The sequence below is a fragment of the Aeromonas sp. 55A genome, assembly GCF_051919665.1.
Taxonomy (GTDB): domain Bacteria; phylum Pseudomonadota; class Gammaproteobacteria; order Enterobacterales; family Aeromonadaceae; genus Aeromonas; species Aeromonas veronii.
Window position 1 is genome coordinate 295,449 of record NZ_JBQBEH010000001.1, and the last position, 18,591, is coordinate 314,039.

Sequence of the window (18,591 nt, forward strand, 5' to 3'; positions counted from 1 at the left end):
TCCGCTGATGGGCCCCAGCGGCGGCAGGGTTGAGATAGCGTGATTTGTAGGTTGGCGCAGAGCGTAGCGAAGCCCAACAGGCGAGCATGATTACGTCAACCAGAGCGGGATAAACGAGGATGTGGCAGAGCAGTAAACAGATTGACAAGCATATTTCACGGTACAAACGTTGGGCTTCACTTCGTTCAGCACCAACCTACCTTTTTAGCCCAACATACGAGATGGTTGACATGATCGAACGTGATGATGTTAATTTACGGGATTTTATTTGCTTGGAAACAGGGAAACTTCCGTGGTGAATCACAATATCGACTCGAACAATACGCTATCAAGCGCAGGCTTCTTGTAGCCTAATAACCATTCAATACGAATAACCAATCACGGCAAACTCTCTCAATCAGGTAGGCCAAATGTCACCCATCCAGCGACCTACCTTTTCAACCATGTTTATACAACCGCGTGCCATACCATGATGGTCGTTTCCCAGTGACCGTGGGTTGATTTATGTATTGCGTTGAAGCCTTGCTGACGATAGAAGTCAACGTTATGTGTTTCGCACTGTAAGTAGAGTGTCGCAACACCACGGGAAACGGCCATATCCTTGGCGACATTAATCATTTTTTTGGCGATGCCTTTTCTGCGGTGCGGCGCTGGAACATAGATACCACCAACCCAGAATTCATATTCAGGGTAGTTTTTATTTTCCTGGATTTTCAGTTCCAATGTTCCAACCAGTTCGCTATCGTCATGCGCGACCAGGCTAAAAGGGATATTTCTATTCAAGGCTTTGACTTCAACCCTTTTACGTACCATCTCTTTCGTAACGCCGGGCACCTGAGAGGCCCACTCATCGAAATACCAGCCAACTATCGTCGATACATCATGCGGATGATCCGCAAGCAATGAAATTTCCATATATCCTCTGTGACAAGATACAAAATATTATTAGATTCTCGATAATGAATTATGATGTCAAATCATTAGAAATAAAAATGCCGCCCCAAAGGGCGGCATTTTGCTATCTGAGATAACAGGCTAACTTACCAGCCGGTCACTTCGCGCAGGGCCTTGCCGATATCGGCCAAGGAGCGGACGGTTTTCACGCCAGCATCTTCCAGCGCGGCAAACTTCTCGGCGGCAGTACCCTTGCCACCGGAGATGATGGCGCCAGCGTGGCCCATCCGCTTGCCGGGAGGGGCAGTAACACCGGCGATATAGGAGACCACCGGCTTGGTGACGTGGGCCTTGATATAGGCAGCCGCGTCCTCCTCGGCGTTGCCGCCGATCTCGCCGATCATCACGATCGCTTCGGTCTGCGGGTCGTTCTGGAACATTTCCAGAATGTCGATAAAGTTGGAACCCGGGATGGGGTCGCCACCGATACCGACGCAGGTGGACTGGCCAAAGCCCTCGTCAGTGGTCTGCTTGACCGCTTCGTAGGTCAGGGTGCCGGAGCGGGAGACGATGCCCACCTTGCCCGGTTTGTGAATGTGGCCCGGCATGATACCGATCTTGCACTCACCCGGAGTAATAACGCCCGGGCAGTTGGGGCCGATCATCCGCACGCCGGTCTCTTGCAGCTTCACTTTGACGTCCAGCATATCCAGCGTCGGGATGCCTTCGGTGATGGTGACAATCAGCTTGATGCCCGCATCGATCGCTTCCAGGATCGCGTCCTTGCAGAACGGTGCCGGAACATAGATGACGGTGGCGGTGGCGCCGGTCGCTTCGACTGCGTCACGGACGGTGTTGAACACCGGCAGGCCCAGATGGGTGGTGCCGCCCTTGCCCGGGGAGACGCCGCCGACCAGCTGGGTGCCGTAAGAGAGCGCCTGCTCGGAGTGGAAAGTACCCTGACCGCCGGTGAAACCCTGGCAGATGACTCGGGTGTCCTTGTTGATCAGTACGCTCATCAGTTGGCCTCCGCTGCTTTGACGACTTGCTGCGCGGCATCGGTCAGACTCTTGGCCGCAATGATGTTGAGGCCGCTCTCGGCCAGCTTGATACCACCCAGCTCGGCGTTGTTGCCTTCCAGACGGACCACGACGGGCACCTTGACCCCCACTTCCTTGACCGCACCTATGATGCCTTCCGCGATCATGTCGCAGCGCACGATGCCGCCAAAGATGTTGACCAGCACCGCTTTGACGTTGCTGTCGGAGAGGATGATCTTGAACGCCTCGGTTACGCGCTCCTTGGTGGCGCCGCCGCCGACGTCAAGGAAGTTGGCCGGCTTGCCGCCGTGCAGGTTGACGATATCCATGGTGCCCATGGCCAGACCCGCGCCGTTGACCATGCAGCCGATGTTGCCATCGAGGGCCACATAGTTGAGCTCCCACTGGGCAGCGTGCGCTTCGCGGGGGTCATCCTGCGACGGGTCGTGCATCTCGCGCAGCTTGGGCTGGCGATAGAGGGCGTTGGCGTCGATGTTGATCTTGCCATCCAGGCAGTGCAGGTTGCCCTGCGCGGTGATCACCAGCGGGTTGATCTCCAGCAGCGCGAAGTCGCAGTCGAGGAACATCTGGCCCAGACCCATGAAGATCTTGGTGAACTGTTTGATCTGATCGCCGACCAGACCCAGTTTGAAGGCCAGCTCGCGGGCCTGATAGGGCTGCGGGCCAACCAGCGGATCCAGGGTGGCCTTGTGGATCAGATGAGGGGTTTCGTGGGCGATCTTCTCGATGTCCACACCACCTTCGGTCGAGGCCATGAAGACCACGCGACGGGAGCCACGGTCAACCACGGCGCCCAGGTAGAGCTCTTTGGCGATGTCGGTGCAGGATTCAACCAGGATCTTGGTGACCGGCTGGCCGTTGGCGTCAGTCTGGTAGGTCACCAGATTCTTGCCCAGCCAGTTCTGGGCGAAGGCACGGATCTCATCCTTGCTCTTGGCCACTTTCACGCCGCCCGCTTTACCGCGGCCACCGGCGTGTACCTGGCATTTCACCACCCAGGTATTGCCGCCAATCTTGTCGGCTGCTTCGGCCGCTTCCTGCGGGGTAGCACAGGCATAACCTTCGGAGACCGGCAGGCCATACTCGGCAAACAGCTGTTTTGCCTGATATTCATGCAGATTCATAGATGCTCTATCCGTGTTGTAGGTATTTCCGTCCGGGGCTCGTGTTTCTCAATCCCCTGTGAGTGGGGGCCTGGGCGGCCCCTCGTTATCTTTCAATCGCTCGGGTATTACTCAAACGTCCAGCAGCACGTTCGGCTCGGGGCGCAAACCCCTTGCCCGGGTGCCACAGGCTTAGACGTCCAGCAACAGACGGGTCGGGTCTTCCAAGAGCTCCTTGACGGAGACCAGGAAGCCTACCGATTCGCGCCCGTCGATGAGACGGTGATCGTAGGAGAGCGCCAGATACATCATCGGCAGGATCTCGACCTTGCCGTCAACGGCCATCGGGCGATCCTGGATCTTGTGCATGCCCAGAATGGCGCTCTGGGGCGGGTTGATGATCGGGGTGGACATCAGGGAGCCGAACACGCCACCGTTGGTGATGGTGAAGTTGCCGCCAGTCAGTTCATCCACGGTCAGCTTGCCGTCACGGCCCTTGCCCGCCAGATCCTTGATGGCCTTCTCGATGTCCGCCAGGCTCATGTTGTCGCAGTCGCGCAGCACCGGCGTCACCAGACCACGGGGGGTCGAGACGGCGATGCTGACGTCGAAGTAGTTGTGGTAAACCACGTCATCACCATCGAGCGCCGCGTTCACTTCCGGATAGCGCTTGAGGGACTCCACCACCGCCTTCACGTAGAAGGACATAAAGCCGAGCTTGATGCCGTGCTTCTTCTCGAAGATCTCGCCGTACTGCTTGCGCAGATCCATGATGGGCTTCATGTTGACCTCGTTGAAGGTGGTCAGCATGGCGGTGGTATTTTTCGCTTCCAGCAGACGCTCGGCGATGCGCTTACGCAGACGGGTCATCGGTACCCGCTTGTCGGTGCGACCACCCAGCGGGGCAACCTTGGCTGCCGGGGCTGCAGTTGCGACCGGTGCGGCTGCCGCAGGCTGGCTCTTGGCCTTGATGAAGGCTTCCACATCATCCTTGGTGATACGACCGCCCTTGCCGGTACCGGTCAGCTTGGTCACGTCGATGTCGTGCTCGCCAATCAGGCGGCGCACCGAGGGGCTCAAGCCATCGGCACCATCATCGGCAACCGCTTCGGCGGGTTTCTCTTTGGTCTCTTCACCGGCCACCGGGGCGGCGGTGAGGATGGCAATCAGTTGACGGGACAACACTGTCGCCCCTTCCCCTTGCAGAATATCCCCCAGCACACCGGCTTGCGGTGCCGGCACTTCCAGCACCACCTTGTCGGTCTCGATGTCGACCAACACTTCGTCACGGGCGACCAGATCGCCAGGTTTTTTGTGCCAGGTGGCGATAGTGGCATCGGCCACTGATTCCGGCAGATCCGGTACCTTGATTTCGATAGTCATCCAATCAGTTCCTTTTTACTTCTATGCCAGAGGCTTTACAGGGTAAGGGCATCTTCCACCAAGGCTTTTTGCTGCTTGGCGTGGACAGACATGTAACCGACGGCCGGTGAGGCTGACGCGGGGCGACCGGCATAACGCAGGGTGGCTCCGGCTGGCAGCACGCCATCGTAGTGGTGACGGGTGCAGTACCAGGCGCCCTGGTTCTGCGGCTCTTCCTGACACCAGACAAAGTCGGTGACATGGCTGTAATCGGCCAGAATGGCGCGCACTTCCTCTTCCGGGAAGGGGTAGAGCTGCTCAATTCGCACCAGAGCCACATCTTGCTGCTCGGCCTTGCGACGGGCATCGAGCAGGTCGTAGTAGACCTTGCCGGAGCAGAAGACCACCCGCTTGACCGCTTTCGGATCCAGCGCATCGATCTCGCCGATGGCGTTCTGGAAGGTACCTTCCGCCAGCTCTTCAAGCTTGCTCACCGCCAACGGGTGGCGCAACAGGGATTTGGGGGTCATCACGATGAGCGGACGGCGCATCGGACGTACCACCTGACGACGCAGCATATGGAACACCTGCGCCGGGGTAGAGGGCACGCACACCTGCATGTTGTGCTGGGCGCACATCTGCAGATAACGCTCCAGACGGGCGGAGGAGTGCTCCGGCCCCTGCCCCTCGTAACCGTGCGGCAGCAACATGGTCAGGCCGCACATCCGGCCCCACTTCTGCTCACCGGAGGAGAGGAACTGATCCACCACCACCTGGGCACAGTTGGCGAAATCGCCGAACTGGGCTTCCCAGATGGTGAGGCCAGCCGGCTCGGCGCTGGCGTAGCCATATTCAAAGGCCAGAACCGCGTTCTCGGTCAGCACAGAGTCATACACCTCGAACGGGCCTTGCTCGTCGTGCAGGTTGCACAGCGGGGTATAGGTGCTGGCATCGGTCTGGCTGTGGAGTACGGCGTGGCGGTGGAAGAAGGTGCCACGACCGGAGTCTTCACCGGTAAAGCGGATGCGGGACCCCTTGTCCACCAGGGTGGCGTAGGCCAGGGTCTCGGCAAAGCCCCAATCCACCAGCTTCTCGCCAGCGGCCATCAGACGGCGGTCTTCGTAAATCTTCTCGACCTGACGCTGCAGCACGTGGGTCGCCGGATACTGGCTCACCCGTTCGCCGAGGCTCTTGAGGTGATCCATCGGCACGGCACTCTCATAGGCCATGTTCCAGTCGTGGCCCAGATACGGCGTCCAGTCGACGGAGTGCAGCTCCATCGGCCGCCACTCCTTGCTCACCCGCTCGCCGCGATCCAGCGCTTCGCGATACTCGTTGACCAGTTCGGTCGCCCGCTCCTGAGCGAGGCTCCCCTCGGCCACCAGCTGATCGGCGTAGATCTTGCGCGGGGTAGGGTGCTGCTTGATCTTCTGGTACATCAATGGCTGGGTGGCGCTCGGCTCGTCAGCTTCGTTGTGACCGTGACGACGGTAGCAGACCAGCTCGATCACCACGTCGCGTTTGAAGGTGTTGCGGTAATCCAGTGCAATCTGGGTCACCAGCACCACAGCCTCCGGATCATCCCCGTTGACGTGCAGCACCGGCGCCTGCACCGCCTTGGCGATGTCGGTGCAATATTCGGTGGAGCGCAGGTCACGGATATAGGAGGTGGTGAAACCAACCTGGTTGTTGATGACGATGCGCACCGTCCCGCCGACACCATAGGCACGGGTCTGGGACATGTTGAAGGTCTCGGCCACCACGCCCTGACCGGCCATGGCCGAGTCACCGTGAATGGTAATGGGCAACACGCTGGAACCATCCTTGTCACCGCGACGATCCATGCGGGCACGGACCGAGCCGATGACCACAGGGTTGACGATCTCGAGGTGAGAGGGGTTGAACGCCAACGCCAGGTGGACGTTGCCACCCGGGGTGGCGAAGTCGGAGGAGAAGCCCATGTGGTACTTCACATCACCGGTACCCCAGGATTCGCCATGCTTGCCGGCAAACTCGTCGAACAGGTCCTGCGCCCGTTTACCGAGCACGTTGATCAGCACGTTGAGACGACCGCGGTGGGCCATACCGATAACGGCCTCTTTGCAGCCCTGCTCACCGGCGCGACGGATCAGCTCCTTGAGCATGGGGATCATGGCGTCGCCACCTTCCAACGAGAAGCGCTTGGCACCCGGGAACTTGGCACCCAGATATTTCTCCAGCCCTTCGGCGGCGGTCAGGCTCTCGAGGAAACGGGTCTTCTCTTCGAGGGTGTAACTCCCCTTCCCTTCAATGGATTCGAGACGCTGTTGCAGCCAGCGCTTCTCTTCCGTGGAGGTGAGGTGCATGTAGTCGGCGCCGATAGAGCCGCAATAGGTCTTCTTCAGCGAGGCGTAGAGGTCGGAGAGCACCATGGTCTCGCGACCGATGGCGTAGGAGCCCACATTGAAGGTGGCCTCCATATCTGCGCCCTGCAGGTTGTGGAACGCAGGATCCAGTTCGGCAACGGTTTCACGCTGCCACAGGCCCAGCGGGTCCAGATTGGCATTCTGGTGACCACGGAAACGGAAGGCGTTGATCAGCTGCAATACCCGCACCTGCTTGGCATCCACTTGCGGATCGGAGACGGGGGCACTGTAGCGAGAGGGATCCTTGGCCAGACGACGGAAATAATCGCGGACCTGGGAGTGGGGTTGTTCAACCGCATGGCCATTGACCTGGGGCAGCTCGCTAAACAGGCTGCGCCACTCGTCGGACACGGAGTCAGGATTTTCCAGGAAGGATTCGTACAAATCCTCGATATAGCTTGCATTCGCACCAGCCAGGTGAGATGACTCCAACCAGGCCTTCATCACGCCGTTATGCATTTCTATCCCTTGTACTTCTTGTTACTGCTGCGCAGCTTGTAGGGGTCAAATAGCCATCCTGCCACGGGTGGGATGGCTATCCAGAGGTCGGGCCAGCACCTGGCCGGCCCTGATACTAAACAGCCCGATTGAGCAACATCGACTTGATCTGGCCAATCGCCTTGGTCGGGTTCAAGCCTTTCGGACAGACGTTCACGCAGTTCATGATGCCATGGCAGCGGAACACGCTGAATGCGTCGTCCAGATTCCCCAGTCGTTCGGTGGTCGCGGTGTCGCGGCTGTCAGCCAGCCAGCGGTAGGCGGCGAGCAGCCCGGCCGGACCGATGAACTTGTCGGGATTCCACCAGAAGGAGGGGCACGAAGTGGAGCAGCAGGCACAGAGAATGCACTCGTACAGGCCGTCAAGCTTGGCGCGCTCTTCGGGGGATTGCAGGTGCTCACGCACCGGCGGCAACTTGTCATCATTGATGAGGAAGGGTTTGACCTTCTCCCACTGGGTGTAGAACTGGGTCATGTCGATCACCAGATCACGGATCACCGGCAGGCCGGGCAAGGGGCGGATAACGACGTTATTGCCCTTCTTCAGCAGGTCGGAGAGCGGGGTGATACAGGCAAGACCGTTCTTGCCATTCATGTTGAGACCGTCTGATCCACAGACCCCTTCGCGGCAAGAGCGGCGGAAGGCGAGCGTGGGATCCAGCTCTTTCAACTGGATCAGTGCGTCGAGCACCATCATGTCGGAACCTTCAGGAATATCAAGACGATATTCCTTCATATGGGGGACGTTATCAACATCCGGATTGTATCTGTAGACAGAGAATGTGACGTTCATAGGGCTGGCTCCGCAATCAGTAAGTCCGGACCTTGGGCGGGAACGCCTCACGGGTCTTGGGTGACATGTTGACAGCGCGACGGGTCATGGACTCAGTGTCCGGATGATAGAGGCTGTGGCACAGCCAGTTCTCATCGTCGCGATCCGGGAAGTCGAAGCGGCAGTGAGCACCGCGACTCTCGGTACGGAAGTTGGCGGCAACCGCCGTGGCAAAGGCCGTCTCCATCAGGTTGTCCAGCTCCAGGCACTCGATGCGCTGGGTGTTGAACTCTTTGGAGGTGTCATCCAGACGGGCTGACTTGAGGCGTTCGCGGATAACCTTGAGCTCGGCCAACCCTTCTGCCATCGCCGCACCTTCGCGGAATACGGAGAAGTTGTTCTGCATGCAGCGCTGTAGGTCTTTGCGGATCTGCACCGGGTCTTCCCCGTCACGGCAATTTTCCCAGCGGTTGAAGCGGGCCAGTGCGGCATCCAGATCCGACTCGGAAGCATCGCGGCCGTGCGCCATCTCGCCCAGAGTGTTGACCAGATGCATGCCAGCAGCGCGGCCGAAGACCACCAGATCCAGCAGGGAGTTGCCACCCAGACGGTTGGCGCCGTGCACGGAGACGCAGGCAATCTCGCCCACCGCAAACAGACCGACCACCGGTACATCGTTGCCGTTCTTGTCCTGGGTCAGGCACTGGCCATTCACGTTGGTCGGCACGCCGCCCATCATGTAGTGGCAGGTCGGGATGATCGGGATCGGCTCTTTGACCGGATCCACGTGGGCGAAGGTGCGAGAGAGCTCGCAGATGCCCGGCAGACGGGATTCCAGCACCTCTTTGCCGAGGTGATCCAGCTTCAGCTTGATGTGCGGGCCCCAGGGACCGTCGCAGCCACGGCCTTCACGGATCTCGATCATGATGGAGCGAGCCACCACGTCGCGACCGGCCAAGTCCTTGGCGTTCGGGGCGTAACGCTCCATGAAGCGCTCGCCATCTTTATTGAGCAGATAGCCACCTTCACCACGGCAGCCTTCGGTTACCAGCACTCCAGCCCCGGCGATGCCGGTCGGGTGGAACTGCCACATCTCCATGTCCTGCACGCCGACGCCGGCACGCAGCGCCATGCCGACACCGTCACCTGTGTTGATGTGGGCATTGGTGGTGGACTGGTAGATACGACCGGCACCGCCAGTCGCCAGCACGGTAGCCTTGGCCTTGAAGTAGACCACTTCACCGCTCTCCATATCGATGGCGGTACAACCCACCACATGGCCATCCTGGTTTTTCACCAGATCCAGCGCATACCACTCGGAGAAGACGGTGGTCTTGTTCTTGACGTTCTGCTGATAGAGGGTGTGCAGCAAGGCGTGACCGGTACGGTCGGCCGCAGCGGCAGTACGGGCAGCCTGCTCGCCACCGAAATTCTTGGACTGACCACCAAACGGACGCTGGTAGACAGACCCGTTATCGAAACGGGAGAAGGGCAGCCCCATGTTCTCCAGCTCATAGATAGCCTCGGGACCGGTTTTGCACATGTACTCGATGGCTTCCTGATCACCGATGTAATCGGAACCTTTTACCGTGTCATACATATGCCACTGCCAGTTGTCATCGTGGGCATTGCCCAGCGCAACCGTGATCCCGCCCTGGGCGGAGACAGTGTGAGAACGGGTTGGAAAAACCTTGGACAACAGAGCGCAGCTCTTGCCGGACTGGGCAATCTGCAGCGCGGCGCGCATACCGGCACCACCGGCACCAATCACCACCGCATCAAATTCACGAGTTGGAATAGTCACCTTACACACCCCACAGCACGACGAAACCCGTCATCAGATAGACAAACAGCACCACGACCAGGGCAAATTGCAGCGCCCCGCGCAGCCCTACCGGCTTGATATAGTCAGTCAGCACCTGCCACAGACCAATCCAGGCGTGGATCAGTACGCAGAGCAGGGTCAACAGGGTGAATACCTTGGTGAATGTTTTGGCGAAGAAGCCTGCCCACACCTCGTAGGTAATGTCGTTGAACGCGACAAAGCCCACCAGATAGAGGACATAACAGGTCATGATGAGGGCGGTGGCACGGATCAGGATGTAATCGTGAACGCCGCTGCGCCCGAAGGTTGCAGAATTGGTTACCATACAAGCACTCCCGCCAATACAGCCAGGATCGCGGTGATCACGAAGGCCACGCGGGCGCTCTGATTGCCGGATTCCAGCTCTTCCCAATAGCCCATATCCATGACCAGATGACGCAAGCCGCCCACAATGTGGTATGCCAGCGCAGTCAGGATCCCCCACAGCACGAGTTTGACCAGGAAGTTGTCCATGATGGCAACCACGGTTTCAAACCCTTCAGGAGAGGCGAGTGAAGTACCAAGCATCCACAGCAAGATGCCCAGTGCAACAAAGGTAATGACCCCTGAAACACGGTGCAGGATGGATGCAATGGCAGTGACAGGAAAGCTGATCGTCTGTAGGTCGAGGTTGACCGGTCTCTGTTTGTTTTTCACGCTTGCCCACTCAGCTCCATTGAGCACGTTAGTTATTGTTTTAACTCACACTTGAGGGCACGGAATGGTGATTGTTGGTTTTTTGTTACCAAAACACTCTGAAAAAGCCAAAACGCGAGTTTTCGGTTTCACATCAGGCTTTGCCAAAGCGTTTCAAACACCCGCAGCCATGACCCACGTGGCGCAGTATATCGGCGGCCTTAACCGAAGACAATCAATTAGCTACAAAGAAAACACAAAACCGCAAACTCGATCGCATATTTAATTTAACATTTCATTAATGGGGTTCCAGCAAAATTGACATTGATAAGGAACTCTGTTTCAAATAAGGCGCTCCAGCCACTTCGGTATGGGTAACAACCTTTGCCAGCGTCATAAAAGTCGTAATAGAGTAGGACTGGAACCAAATTATAAAGAGCAAAGGAGACGTGCTATGGCTGATAAGATAGCCACCCTACACCTGCCCGGAAAAGATCCGGTCGACCTGCCGATCCTCTCCGGCACCATCGGCCCGGATGTCATCGATGTCAGAAAATTGGGATCACAGGGGTATTTCACCTTTGACCCCGGTTTTATGGCCACCGGTTCTTGCAAATCTGCCATTACCTACATTGACGGGGATCAGGGTGTCTTGCTGCACCGTGGTTACCCCATCGCCCAGTTGGCCACCCAGGCCACCTATCTGGAAGTCTGCTATATCCTGCTGTACGGCGAAGCGCCGACCAAGGCCCAATATGCCGAATTCGAACGCCTGGTCACCCGCCACACCATGGTGCACGAGCAGATCGCCTTCTTCTTCCGCGGCTTCCGTCGTGACTCCCACCCCATGGCCATCATGTGCGGTGTAGTCAGCGCCCTCTCCGCCTTCTATCACGATGCCCTCGACATCAACAACGAGCAGCATCGCGAGATCTGTGCCTTCCGTCTGCTCTCCAAGATGCCGACTCTGGCAGCCATGTGTTACAAGTACTCCATCGGCCAGCCGTTCATGCAGCCGCGTAACGCCCTCTCCTATGCCGGTAACTTCCTGCACATGATGTTTGGCGTGCCGACCGAAGAGTACAAGGTCAACCCCATCGTTGAACGCGCCATGGATCGTATCTTTACCCTCCATGCGGATCACGAGCAGAACGCCTCCACTTCCACCGTTCGTCTGGCTGGATCCTCCGGTGCCAACCCGTTCGCCTGTATCGCCGCGGGGATCGCCTCCCTGTGGGGACCGGCCCACGGTGGTGCCAACGAAGCCTGCCTGCGCATGCTGGAAGAGATCGGCTCGGTGGATCGCATCCCCGAGTACATCGCCAAGGCCAAGGACAAGAATGATCCGTTCCGTCTGATGGGCTTTGGTCACCGTGTCTACAAGAACCACGACCCTCGTGCCACAGTGATGCGCGAAACCTGCCACGAAGTACTGACCGAGCTGCAGATCAAGGATCCACTGCTGGACGTGGCCATGGAGCTGGAGCGTATTGCGCTCTCCGACCCCTACTTCGTCGAGAAGAAACTCTACCCGAACGTGGACTTCTACTCCGGCATCATCATGAAGGCGATCGGCATCCCGATGAGCATGTTCACCGTGATCTTCGCCATCTCCCGCACCATCGGCTGGATTGCCCACTGGAACGAGTTCCACTCAGACCCGGACAGCAAGATTGGTCGCCCACGCCAGCTCTACGTGGGTCACCCGCTGCGCGAGTTCACTCCGCTAGAGCAGCGCTAACCACTGCGCTGATATGGTTTGTTACAAAGGCGGTCATTGACCGCCTTTTTGTTTGCCGCTCTAATGCCTCCTTTCGCGTTAAGGAGTCCATTATGAAACCACTGTTTATCAGCGCAGCCTTGCTGCTGACCGCCTGCCAGAGCGCCCCCGCCCCGTCACAGGGGGAGACCCTCTATATCAACAGCCAGTTGGTCGATTGCGTCGGAGTTGGCCCAATGCAGTGCATGCAGGTTCGCAGTGACGAGCAGCAGCCCTGGACGCTGTTCTACCAGAATATTGAAGGTTTCCAGTTCGAGCCGGGCTATCGCTATCAGCTCACAGTCAGCAAGGAGCAGCTCACCGATGTGCCGGCCGATGCCCCCTCCGTGCGCTATCAGCTGATCAAGGTGGTGAACAAGGTCGCCAGCAAGTAACAAACACGATCAAAAAAACGGGGGATGGCTGATGCCATCCCCCGTTGGTTTATGGGTACTGCGCCTCATCAGGCACGATCAGGTCGGCGCCAACGCCATATGCAGCAACGGATAGGGCTTGCCCTGACCATCCAGTGGCGAGCGACCCGTCACGGTGAATCCCATCTTCAGATAGAAGCCCACCGCCTGTTCGTTCTGCTCGTTAACGTCAACCAGCGTCGCGCCGCCCTGCGTGATGGCATGGGCCACCAGCAAACGCCCCACGCCACTACCGCGCGCCTCGGGAGCCACAAACAGCATCTCCAGCTTGCCCTCGTACACTCCGCTAAAACCCGTAATCTGCCCATCTTTTGTGCGGGCACTGTGCAGTGTCACCGCATCGAAGTAGTGCTCCAGAATAAGCGGTTTAAGCGCGAGGATCTCGGCCTCGGGCAGGAAGTGGTGGGTCGCCCGCACAGAGGCCTCCCACAGATCGATCAGGGCCGGATAATCGGCCCGGGATACCGGAACAATCGTCATGAAATGACTCGATATGATAACCAGCGGGAAGAGACATCTTCCCACTGGCAACGGTGATTAGCGCGCCTGCACCGCCTGCAGCAGCACCGACATATCAGCGCCAAAGTTGCGGCTGCGGATCGCTTCGCGAATATCCGCTTCGCTATAACGGCTGCCCGGGTAGACCACTACGCAGGAGGTGTCGCCCGGTTTGAGGAAGTGGGTCTCGCCAAACGGGGTATAGCGGGTGGCACCGATACTGATGAGCGCATGGGGAGGATGTCCCGCCTGCGCCAGCAGTCCCTGAATGTGCTCCGCCGGCCCTTCATCCTGCTGATGATTGAACTTGTCGATGGCCCAGTCGAGCAGCTTGCCGTGGAAGTAGCTGTAGTCGATGGCTGCGCTGTCTACCCCGTAGGCGTGCAGCTCGCCATCGCGCTCCAGATAGCAAGCGATGCGATAGTCATCGAGCTCGCAACCGGCGGCAAAACCGGAAAGCGGCAGCAGCTTGGCCGCCAACCCCTTGCTCTCTTCGCCCCAGTTCTTTTTCTCGCTGATCTTCTTGGCGTTGGGACGACGGATGGAGCAGTCGTTATAGGCGCCAAAGGCGCGGGGATGGATCGCCACCACCTGCTTGCCGGCATACTCCAGCTCGCACCAGAGGGCCACTTCCGGCTCGATCTGCACCTTCGAGTCACCGCTGACCGCCGCTTCCGGCAGGAAGATCGCCTTGTCGCTCAACGGGAATACCCCGAGCTGACCCGGATGGCCCGGCACAAAGAAGGGAAAGAGCGCCTTGGGCGCCGTGGTATCGCGCACGACTACCGCTACGAAATCCGACGCTTCACCCGCCTGCTCCAGATGACCGGCGAAATTGCCCGCGACCCCGAGTCCGATAAATTTGCTCTCTGCTGCTATCTGCATCTTGCTCACCTGCATCTTGCCCACGCAAGGTAGCAGGCCCGTCGCCCACTACCGCTAAAGTGGCAAGATTAAACCACAAGGGCCCCGCCTTCGCCCAGTCCGGTCCTGTCGTGATGTGCGCCAGTCCGCTTTTTTAGAGACGAGAAAGCTGTGGCGAACCAGCCATTGCGCACTCATTCAGCTACGCAGTCACCGCGCTGGAAACAGTGCGTTTCCGGCCTATCCCCTCTTTCTACTTGGGACTCAACTTCATCTTTGTTAGGCTGCCGGCATGCAAAACAACGGTGCGCTTGAGTGCGCCACTGCTCATCACGGCAACCCCATTGGAGAGAAAACAGATGATCGACAAACTCGCTTGGCTCACCTTTAAAGATCAGCAACTGCTCTGCGCCCGCTCCCACGGCAAGGGCATCTATTACATCCCGGGCGGCAAGCGGGAACCGGGCGAGAGCGACGAGGCGGCGCTGATCCGCGAGATTGAGGAGGAGCTGGCTGTCACCCTGCAACCCGACACCCTGCGCTTTGCCTGCGAATTCAACGCCCAGGCCGATGGCAAACCGGCAGGTGTCGAGGTGAGACTGCGCTGCTACACCGGCGAAGCGAGCGGCACCCCGATCGCCTCGGCCGAAATTGCCGAGCTGCGCTGGCTCGACAGCTCTCACCTCGATGAGCTCTCCCCCGTCTCCCGCCTGCTGTTTGTCTGGCTGGTTGAGCAGAGGCTGATCCGCTGACCCCATAGCCGGGAGCGATACAAACAAAAAAGAGGTGAACCAATGGCTCACCTCTTTTGCTTCAGACATGGCAGCAATCAGGGTAGTATCACCGCTCGCACCTCCACCTTCGGCGAATCAAACGCATCTTGCGCGGCGATGAGTTGCAGCTCGTAAGCCTGCTGGCGCCAGGTCTCCTGCAGCACCGCATCCACCGAGGCGTTGGTGCGCTCGAACGCGCTGACCGCATCGTGACCGGCCAGCAAATTGGCCAGCATCAGGGCGCTGATAAGATCGCCAACCCCCACCGGCTGGCGGGCAAAGTCATAGAGCGGACGGGCAATCAGGTAATCCCCTTGCGGGGTCGCCAGCAGCATCTCGAAGCGGCTGGAGTCCTGCGCCGCACGACCGAGATGCTTGACCAGCACCAGCTTGACGCCGCGGGCCAGCAGCTGATGGGCAGCCGCGCGGGTCTGATCCAGATCAGCCAGATGGGTATCACAGAGGGTCTCCAGCTCCAGCAGGTTGGGGGCCATCATGTCGGCCACCGGCAACGCCTGCTCGGTCAGGAAACGGGTAACGCCGGGAGCGACGATACACCCTTCTCCGGATGACCCATCACAGGGTCGCAGAAGTAGATGGCATCGGGGTTGGCCGCCTTGACGGCGTTGACCACGGTCAGGATCTCGTCCCCCTGCTCGGCGGAGCCAAGGTAGCCGCTCAGCACGGCGTCACACTGGCTCAACACCTCGATATTGCCCAATCCTTTCACCAGCGTACTGATATGGCCTGCCGGCATCGCCATCCCCTGCCACCCCTGGGCATATTGGGTGTGGTTGGAAAACTGCACCGTGTTGATGGGCCATACATCCATACCAAGGCGGCGCATGGGGAAGACGGCCGCGCTGTTGCCGGCACAACCAAAGACCACGTGGGACTGAATAGAGAGAACGGATTTCATCGGGAATACCACAGCAAAGGATCAGCAAGGTGGGCAATATATCGGATGAAGATAACGATGCGCCACCTTGGCGCGGGATGAACAGGCAATTTCCTGACTAAAGACAGGTTTTTTGCGCCATTTGGCCCGCCTCCACAGGGTGAGCGGCGCCATGATGTGCCGCGTCCCCGTCGTCACATGCCGTTGTGCTCTACAGCATGACGGGCAAAGTGATAGACCCATCCCTCATCACAAGGCATGTCACTGGGTGGCGAAATCAGCTCAGGCAATACCGTCACCTTGCCACCAGCGGCATATTGCAGCGCCATCAGGGCGCAGAGCACCGCATCGTAGCGATCGGTGCCGACCAGCACGTCCGCAGGCAGTAAGGCCGCCAGCTCGGGCCGTGCCGGGGAGGCCTTGCCGCCCACTTTGGCCAATGCCGGATAGACCTCCAGCACGGCGCGACTGGCCTTCGGGGCAACGGTCGGCACCAGTTGCAGATCCGAGAGTCGCGGCAGCATGGAGAGCGCCAGGGTGGCATTGTTGCCAAGCCGGTCGAAGGTGGCCGACAGCGGCTTCTTGCCGTACTGCTGATACAGCCAGCGCTCGCAGTCGCGATAGGCGTAGGGGTTGTCTATCTCACGCTCGGGAGCTGCGCAGCTATGTGGCTGGCCATTTAGCAGATCCCGCAAGGCACGGGGAAAAGCGAGTGGCGCATCGATACCGAGCGCCAGTTGCGGGCAGGCTTCTACCTGCATCAGGGTCAGCTCGTTTTGCAGGGCGGGACGCAGCAGAGCGGCCAGATCCGGCGCCACCCGCGAGCTTAGACGAAACAGAGGCGACACCCCGAGCCAGTGCAGGCGGTTGGAGTCGGCCTGCCAGCCCACCACGGCCACCGCCTGGGCACTGCCCTGCCAGCCACGCACATCCCAGCCGATCCCGATTGCACTCATCTGCCCTGCCGTCATCAATTACCTCTGTTCGCCTGTCACAAGTTGCAAGAGGCACAGGGTAATCAGCAGAGGCCCTTAACGCAAAGCGAACCGCCCACTCAGAACGATTTCTGGAAGTTCACCAGCGGCAGAATGGGGAACACACCGTTGGCGGCATAGTTGGCCAGCCCGATCTGCAAGCCGTCGAGGTGCTTGGTCGCATTGATAAAGCCAATCTGGAAGGTGGTACGCTCGGCATAGTTGACGAAGCCAACGTTGGCCAGCGCATTGCCCTTGGCGATATTGACCGCCCCCCAGTTAAGCCCCTGCACATTGTTGGTCAGGTTGACCAGCCCCAGATTGACGCCGGTATCCTGCCCTTCGTGCCAGTTGATGGCGTTGATGGCAACTCCGCCAAACTGGTGGCGCACCCTACCGGCACCGAGAAAGATCCCGAGCTGCAGGCCGCTGAACTGATCCACATCGGAGAGGGCGAAGATCGGCAGATCAATACCCTTCACCTGACCGGTCCGACCGTAGAGCAGCGAGGCGCGCGCCCCTTCCACCTGATGGGACGCGGGCAAATTGACCCCGGGCAGCGAGACCTGCACCGGAGTACTGGCCTGCGCGGCACCGCACAGGGTCAGGGCGCTGCATGCCAGCAGCAGGCGGGAGAGTGTCATGGGAAGTTCCTTGGGCCATTGAGAGTGACCCGATCCTAACAGTAAGGGGCTAGTGTGGGCACACCAGCAGGGACGAGGTGCGTCACGATACGTCACGGGTGGCCCTCTCACCTCTCCATCAGGTCTTGCGAAAGCGCCACCTCAAGGACAATCGGCCACTTTTTCGCAGCGAGTGGCCCCTCTTCCTTTCTTTGCCTGAGCGAACTGCCTAAAATAGTCGCCCTGCTGTATCCGGCATTCATCCATCTAGAGGATTTCCCATGGAGACGTTTCTGCTCGAAGGTCACCCCTTCGTTGCCTTGTGTGACCTTATCAAACATCAGGGGTGGGCCGATTGTGGCGGCGCCGCCAAAGCCCTCGTTGCCGAAGGGCTGGTCGAGGTGGACGGTCAGGTCGAGACCCGCAAGCGCTGCAAGATCGTGGCCGAACAGGTGGTCAACTTCAACGGCATGAAGGTCGTGGTGAAAGAGGGCGTCAGCCCGGAGATTGGCTAAACCCGTTTCGGGGAGCCACTCTCCGGCAACCCGCTAGCTGGCCTTGATCGACAGGGTCAGCACAAAACGCGCCATCGCCTCATCCCCGTTCAATGACGGACAGGTGGCTACCACCTGGATGGGGCGATTGATGCGCTGACCGCTTGCCAGCGATTCGTCGATCATGGCGTCAATCTCCTCCCCCGCTGCGCAGTCGAACTGCACATCCCCCTCCGGTCGTTTCAAAAACTCCCCCTGCACATCCTTGAAGGCGAAGTGCACCTTCTTGCGCCGCTGCCGCCCCTTCTCCATCACCAGTAGACCACCTACCAGATCGGCGCCGGTCGCCAGCGCGCCAAAATACATGCTGCCCAGGTGGTTGCGGGTACGCCAGCCAAGGGGAATGCGAATGCGCAGCGCCTTGGCGTTCATCTCTTCGATGATCGGGGCACAAAACCCGATGACGGGAATGTAGCGCCAAGCAAACAGCCGAAGCGCCAGATTGGCTTTGAAGCGTTGCAAATCCATATGCGAACTGATCCGATGAGTTAATGTAAACAACATGTTGCCTGCATCTGCGCCATTCGACAAGTACAGGGATCACGCTTACGACCTTTTGCCCAACCCAAAAAAACAGAGGAAACCGCACCGGTTCCCTCTTTTCGTTCATGTCGCTGTT

Annotated in this window: 19 protein-coding genes and 1 pseudogene; 5 read left to right on the forward strand and 15 right to left on the reverse strand. The window is 59.0% G+C overall.

What is annotated here, in order from left to right; translation table 11 throughout:
- Positions 1–447: 447 nt before the first annotated feature.
- From ACTG2G_RS01360 to sdhC, 9 genes are all read right to left on the reverse strand, one after another.
- Entirely contained in the window at positions 448–915 is a 468-nt protein-coding gene (locus tag ACTG2G_RS01360; protein WP_139444176.1) for a GNAT family N-acetyltransferase, read from the reverse strand.
- Between the two features lie 125 nt (positions 916–1,040).
- The gene (sucD, locus tag ACTG2G_RS01365) at positions 1,041–1,913 is read right to left on the reverse strand and encodes a succinate--CoA ligase subunit alpha (protein WP_005346088.1); all 873 of its coding nucleotides are present in this window, start codon (positions 1,911–1,913) and stop codon (positions 1,041–1,043) included.
- A complete protein-coding gene (sucC, locus tag ACTG2G_RS01370) occupies positions 1,913–3,079 on the reverse strand; it encodes an ADP-forming succinate--CoA ligase subunit beta (RefSeq protein WP_005346090.1) in 1,167 nt (388 codons plus the stop codon). Before sucC ends, sucD begins: the two co-directional genes overlap by 1 nt.
- A 171-nt stretch (positions 3,080–3,250) precedes the next feature.
- The gene (odhB, locus tag ACTG2G_RS01375; RefSeq protein ID WP_005333546.1) at positions 3,251–4,441 is read right to left on the reverse strand and encodes a 2-oxoglutarate dehydrogenase complex dihydrolipoyllysine-residue succinyltransferase; all 1,191 of its coding nucleotides are present in this window, start codon (positions 4,439–4,441) and stop codon (positions 3,251–3,253) included.
- Positions 4,442–4,476: 35 nt separating this feature from the next.
- Positions 4,477–7,284 carry a 2-oxoglutarate dehydrogenase E1 component gene (sucA, locus tag ACTG2G_RS01380; RefSeq protein WP_005333548.1) on the reverse strand — a complete coding sequence of 936 codons (2,808 nt, stop codon included), beginning with the start codon at positions 7,282–7,284 and terminating at the stop codon, positions 4,477–4,479.
- 115 nt (positions 7,285–7,399) lie between these two features.
- Complete coding sequence (locus ACTG2G_RS01385) at positions 7,400–8,116, reverse strand: succinate dehydrogenase iron-sulfur subunit (protein ID WP_005333549.1); 717 nt, start codon at positions 8,114–8,116, stop codon at positions 7,400–7,402.
- Between the two features lie 16 nt (positions 8,117–8,132).
- A complete protein-coding gene (gene sdhA, locus ACTG2G_RS01390; RefSeq protein WP_439985083.1) occupies positions 8,133–9,899 on the reverse strand; it encodes a succinate dehydrogenase flavoprotein subunit in 1,767 nt (588 codons plus the stop codon).
- A gap of 1 nt (position 9,900) precedes the next feature.
- On the reverse strand, positions 9,901–10,245 hold the full coding sequence (gene sdhD, locus ACTG2G_RS01395) for a succinate dehydrogenase, hydrophobic membrane anchor protein (protein WP_005333558.1): 345 nt from the start codon (positions 10,243–10,245) through the stop codon (positions 9,901–9,903).
- Positions 10,239–10,616 (reverse strand): succinate dehydrogenase cytochrome b556 subunit, encoded by a 378-nt coding sequence (gene sdhC / locus ACTG2G_RS01400; protein ID WP_005333571.1) that lies wholly within the window; start codon positions 10,614–10,616, stop codon positions 10,239–10,241. The genes sdhD and sdhC overlap by 7 nt, the downstream gene beginning before the upstream one ends.
- Positions 10,617–10,680: 64 nt before the next feature.
- On the opposite strand from sdhC, the gene ACTG2G_RS01405 reads away from it, so the two are divergent.
- From ACTG2G_RS01405 to ACTG2G_RS01415, 3 genes are all read left to right on the forward strand, one after another.
- Positions 10,681–10,881, forward strand: a complete 201-nt coding sequence (locus ACTG2G_RS01405; RefSeq protein ID WP_124929313.1) for a hypothetical protein — start codon at positions 10,681–10,683, stop codon at positions 10,879–10,881.
- 168 nt (positions 10,882–11,049) lie between these two features.
- Positions 11,050–12,336 carry a citrate synthase gene (locus ACTG2G_RS01410; RefSeq protein ID WP_040066320.1) on the forward strand — a complete coding sequence of 429 codons (1,287 nt, stop codon included), beginning with the start codon at positions 11,050–11,052 and terminating at the stop codon, positions 12,334–12,336.
- A gap of 92 nt (positions 12,337–12,428) precedes the next feature.
- Complete coding sequence (locus ACTG2G_RS01415) at positions 12,429–12,749, forward strand: DUF4377 domain-containing protein (RefSeq protein WP_005352532.1); 321 nt, start codon at positions 12,429–12,431, stop codon at positions 12,747–12,749.
- Between the two features lie 78 nt (positions 12,750–12,827).
- On the opposite strand, the gene ACTG2G_RS01420 is transcribed toward ACTG2G_RS01415, so the two are convergent.
- Together ACTG2G_RS01420 and ACTG2G_RS01425 are read right to left on the reverse strand one after the other, a co-directional pair.
- Positions 12,828–13,268, reverse strand: a complete 441-nt coding sequence (locus ACTG2G_RS01420) for an acetyltransferase (protein ID WP_139407810.1) — start codon at positions 13,266–13,268, stop codon at positions 12,828–12,830.
- A 57-nt stretch (positions 13,269–13,325) separates the two neighbouring features.
- Complete coding sequence (locus ACTG2G_RS01425; protein ID WP_439985084.1) at positions 13,326–14,171, reverse strand: DUF5718 family protein; 846 nt, start codon at positions 14,169–14,171, stop codon at positions 13,326–13,328.
- A 338-nt stretch (positions 14,172–14,509) separates the two neighbouring features.
- Between ACTG2G_RS01425 and ACTG2G_RS01430 the strand changes: the two genes are divergently transcribed.
- Positions 14,510–14,902: an NUDIX hydrolase gene (locus ACTG2G_RS01430; RefSeq protein ID WP_236767968.1), complete on the forward strand. Its 393-nt coding sequence runs from the start codon at positions 14,510–14,512 to the stop codon at positions 14,900–14,902.
- A gap of 77 nt (positions 14,903–14,979) precedes the next feature.
- Here ACTG2G_RS01430 and pdxY read toward each other — a convergent pair.
- The 3 genes and pseudogenes from pdxY to ACTG2G_RS01445 all read right to left on the reverse strand — a co-directional run bounded on the left by pdxY (position 14,980) and on the right by ACTG2G_RS01445 (position 17,439).
- A pseudogene (gene pdxY / locus ACTG2G_RS01435) lies at positions 14,980–15,842 on the reverse strand (pyridoxal kinase PdxY).
- A gap of 173 nt (positions 15,843–16,015) precedes the next feature.
- Positions 16,016–16,792, reverse strand: coding sequence for a DUF429 domain-containing protein (locus ACTG2G_RS01440; protein ID WP_439985085.1), 777 nt, complete (start codon positions 16,790–16,792; stop codon positions 16,016–16,018).
- Positions 16,793–16,875: 83 nt separating this feature from the next.
- A complete protein-coding gene (locus tag ACTG2G_RS01445; RefSeq protein ID WP_337072884.1) occupies positions 16,876–17,439 on the reverse strand; it encodes a VC2662 family protein in 564 nt (187 codons plus the stop codon).
- 260 nt (positions 17,440–17,699) lie between these two features.
- On the opposite strand from ACTG2G_RS01445, the gene ybcJ reads away from it, so the two are divergent.
- Positions 17,700–17,933: a ribosome-associated protein YbcJ gene (gene ybcJ / locus ACTG2G_RS01450; protein WP_005361116.1), complete on the forward strand. Its 234-nt coding sequence runs from the start codon at positions 17,700–17,702 to the stop codon at positions 17,931–17,933.
- 33 nt (positions 17,934–17,966) lie between these two features.
- Here the strand turns inward: ybcJ and ACTG2G_RS01455 are convergent, their stop codons facing one another.
- Positions 17,967–18,440 (reverse strand): DUF4442 domain-containing protein, encoded by a 474-nt coding sequence (locus ACTG2G_RS01455; RefSeq protein WP_019446113.1) that lies wholly within the window; start codon positions 18,438–18,440, stop codon positions 17,967–17,969.
- Between the last annotated feature and the right edge of the window lie 151 nt (positions 18,441–18,591).

What these genes read in the sequence shown, in the direction of transcription:
- ACTG2G_RS01455 (WP_019446113.1), bottom strand. Translation starts at nt 18,440, where the DNA reads ATGGATTTGCAACGCTTCAAAGCCAATCTGGCGCTTCGGCTGTTTGCT.
- ACTG2G_RS01405 (WP_124929313.1), top strand. Translation starts at nt 10,681, where the DNA reads ATGGTGATTGTTGGTTTTTTGTTACCAAAACACTCTGAAAAAGCCAAA.
- sdhD (WP_005333558.1), bottom strand. Translation starts at nt 10,245, where the DNA reads ATGGTAACCAATTCTGCAACCTTCGGGCGCAGCGGCGTTCACGATTAC.
- ACTG2G_RS01360 (WP_139444176.1), bottom strand. Translation starts at nt 915, where the DNA reads ATGGAAATTTCATTGCTTGCGGATCATCCGCATGATGTATCGACGATA.
- ACTG2G_RS01420 (WP_139407810.1), bottom strand. Translation starts at nt 13,268, where the DNA reads ATGACGATTGTTCCGGTATCCCGGGCCGATTATCCGGCCCTGATCGAT.
- ACTG2G_RS01425 (WP_439985084.1), bottom strand. Translation starts at nt 14,171, where the DNA reads ATGCAGATAGCAGCAGAGAGCAAATTTATCGGACTCGGGGTCGCGGGC.
- ACTG2G_RS01440 (WP_439985085.1), bottom strand. Translation starts at nt 16,792, where the DNA reads ATGACGGCAGGGCAGATGAGTGCAATCGGGATCGGCTGGGATGTGCGT.
- ybcJ (WP_005361116.1), top strand. Translation starts at nt 17,700, where the DNA reads ATGGAGACGTTTCTGCTCGAAGGTCACCCCTTCGTTGCCTTGTGTGAC.
- sucA (WP_005333548.1), bottom strand. Translation starts at nt 7,284, where the DNA reads ATGCATAACGGCGTGATGAAGGCCTGGTTGGAGTCATCTCACCTGGCT.
- ACTG2G_RS01385 (WP_005333549.1), bottom strand. Translation starts at nt 8,116, where the DNA reads ATGAACGTCACATTCTCTGTCTACAGATACAATCCGGATGTTGATAAC.
- sucC (WP_005346090.1), bottom strand. Translation starts at nt 3,079, where the DNA reads ATGAATCTGCATGAATATCAGGCAAAACAGCTGTTTGCCGAGTATGGC.
- ACTG2G_RS01410 (WP_040066320.1), top strand. Translation starts at nt 11,050, where the DNA reads ATGGCTGATAAGATAGCCACCCTACACCTGCCCGGAAAAGATCCGGTC.
- ACTG2G_RS01415 (WP_005352532.1), top strand. Translation starts at nt 12,429, where the DNA reads ATGAAACCACTGTTTATCAGCGCAGCCTTGCTGCTGACCGCCTGCCAG.
- ACTG2G_RS01445 (WP_337072884.1), bottom strand. Translation starts at nt 17,439, where the DNA reads ATGACACTCTCCCGCCTGCTGCTGGCATGCAGCGCCCTGACCCTGTGC.
- ACTG2G_RS01430 (WP_236767968.1), top strand. Translation starts at nt 14,510, where the DNA reads ATGATCGACAAACTCGCTTGGCTCACCTTTAAAGATCAGCAACTGCTC.
- sucD (WP_005346088.1), bottom strand. Translation starts at nt 1,913, where the DNA reads ATGAGCGTACTGATCAACAAGGACACCCGAGTCATCTGCCAGGGTTTC.
- odhB (WP_005333546.1), bottom strand. Translation starts at nt 4,441, where the DNA reads ATGACTATCGAAATCAAGGTACCGGATCTGCCGGAATCAGTGGCCGAT.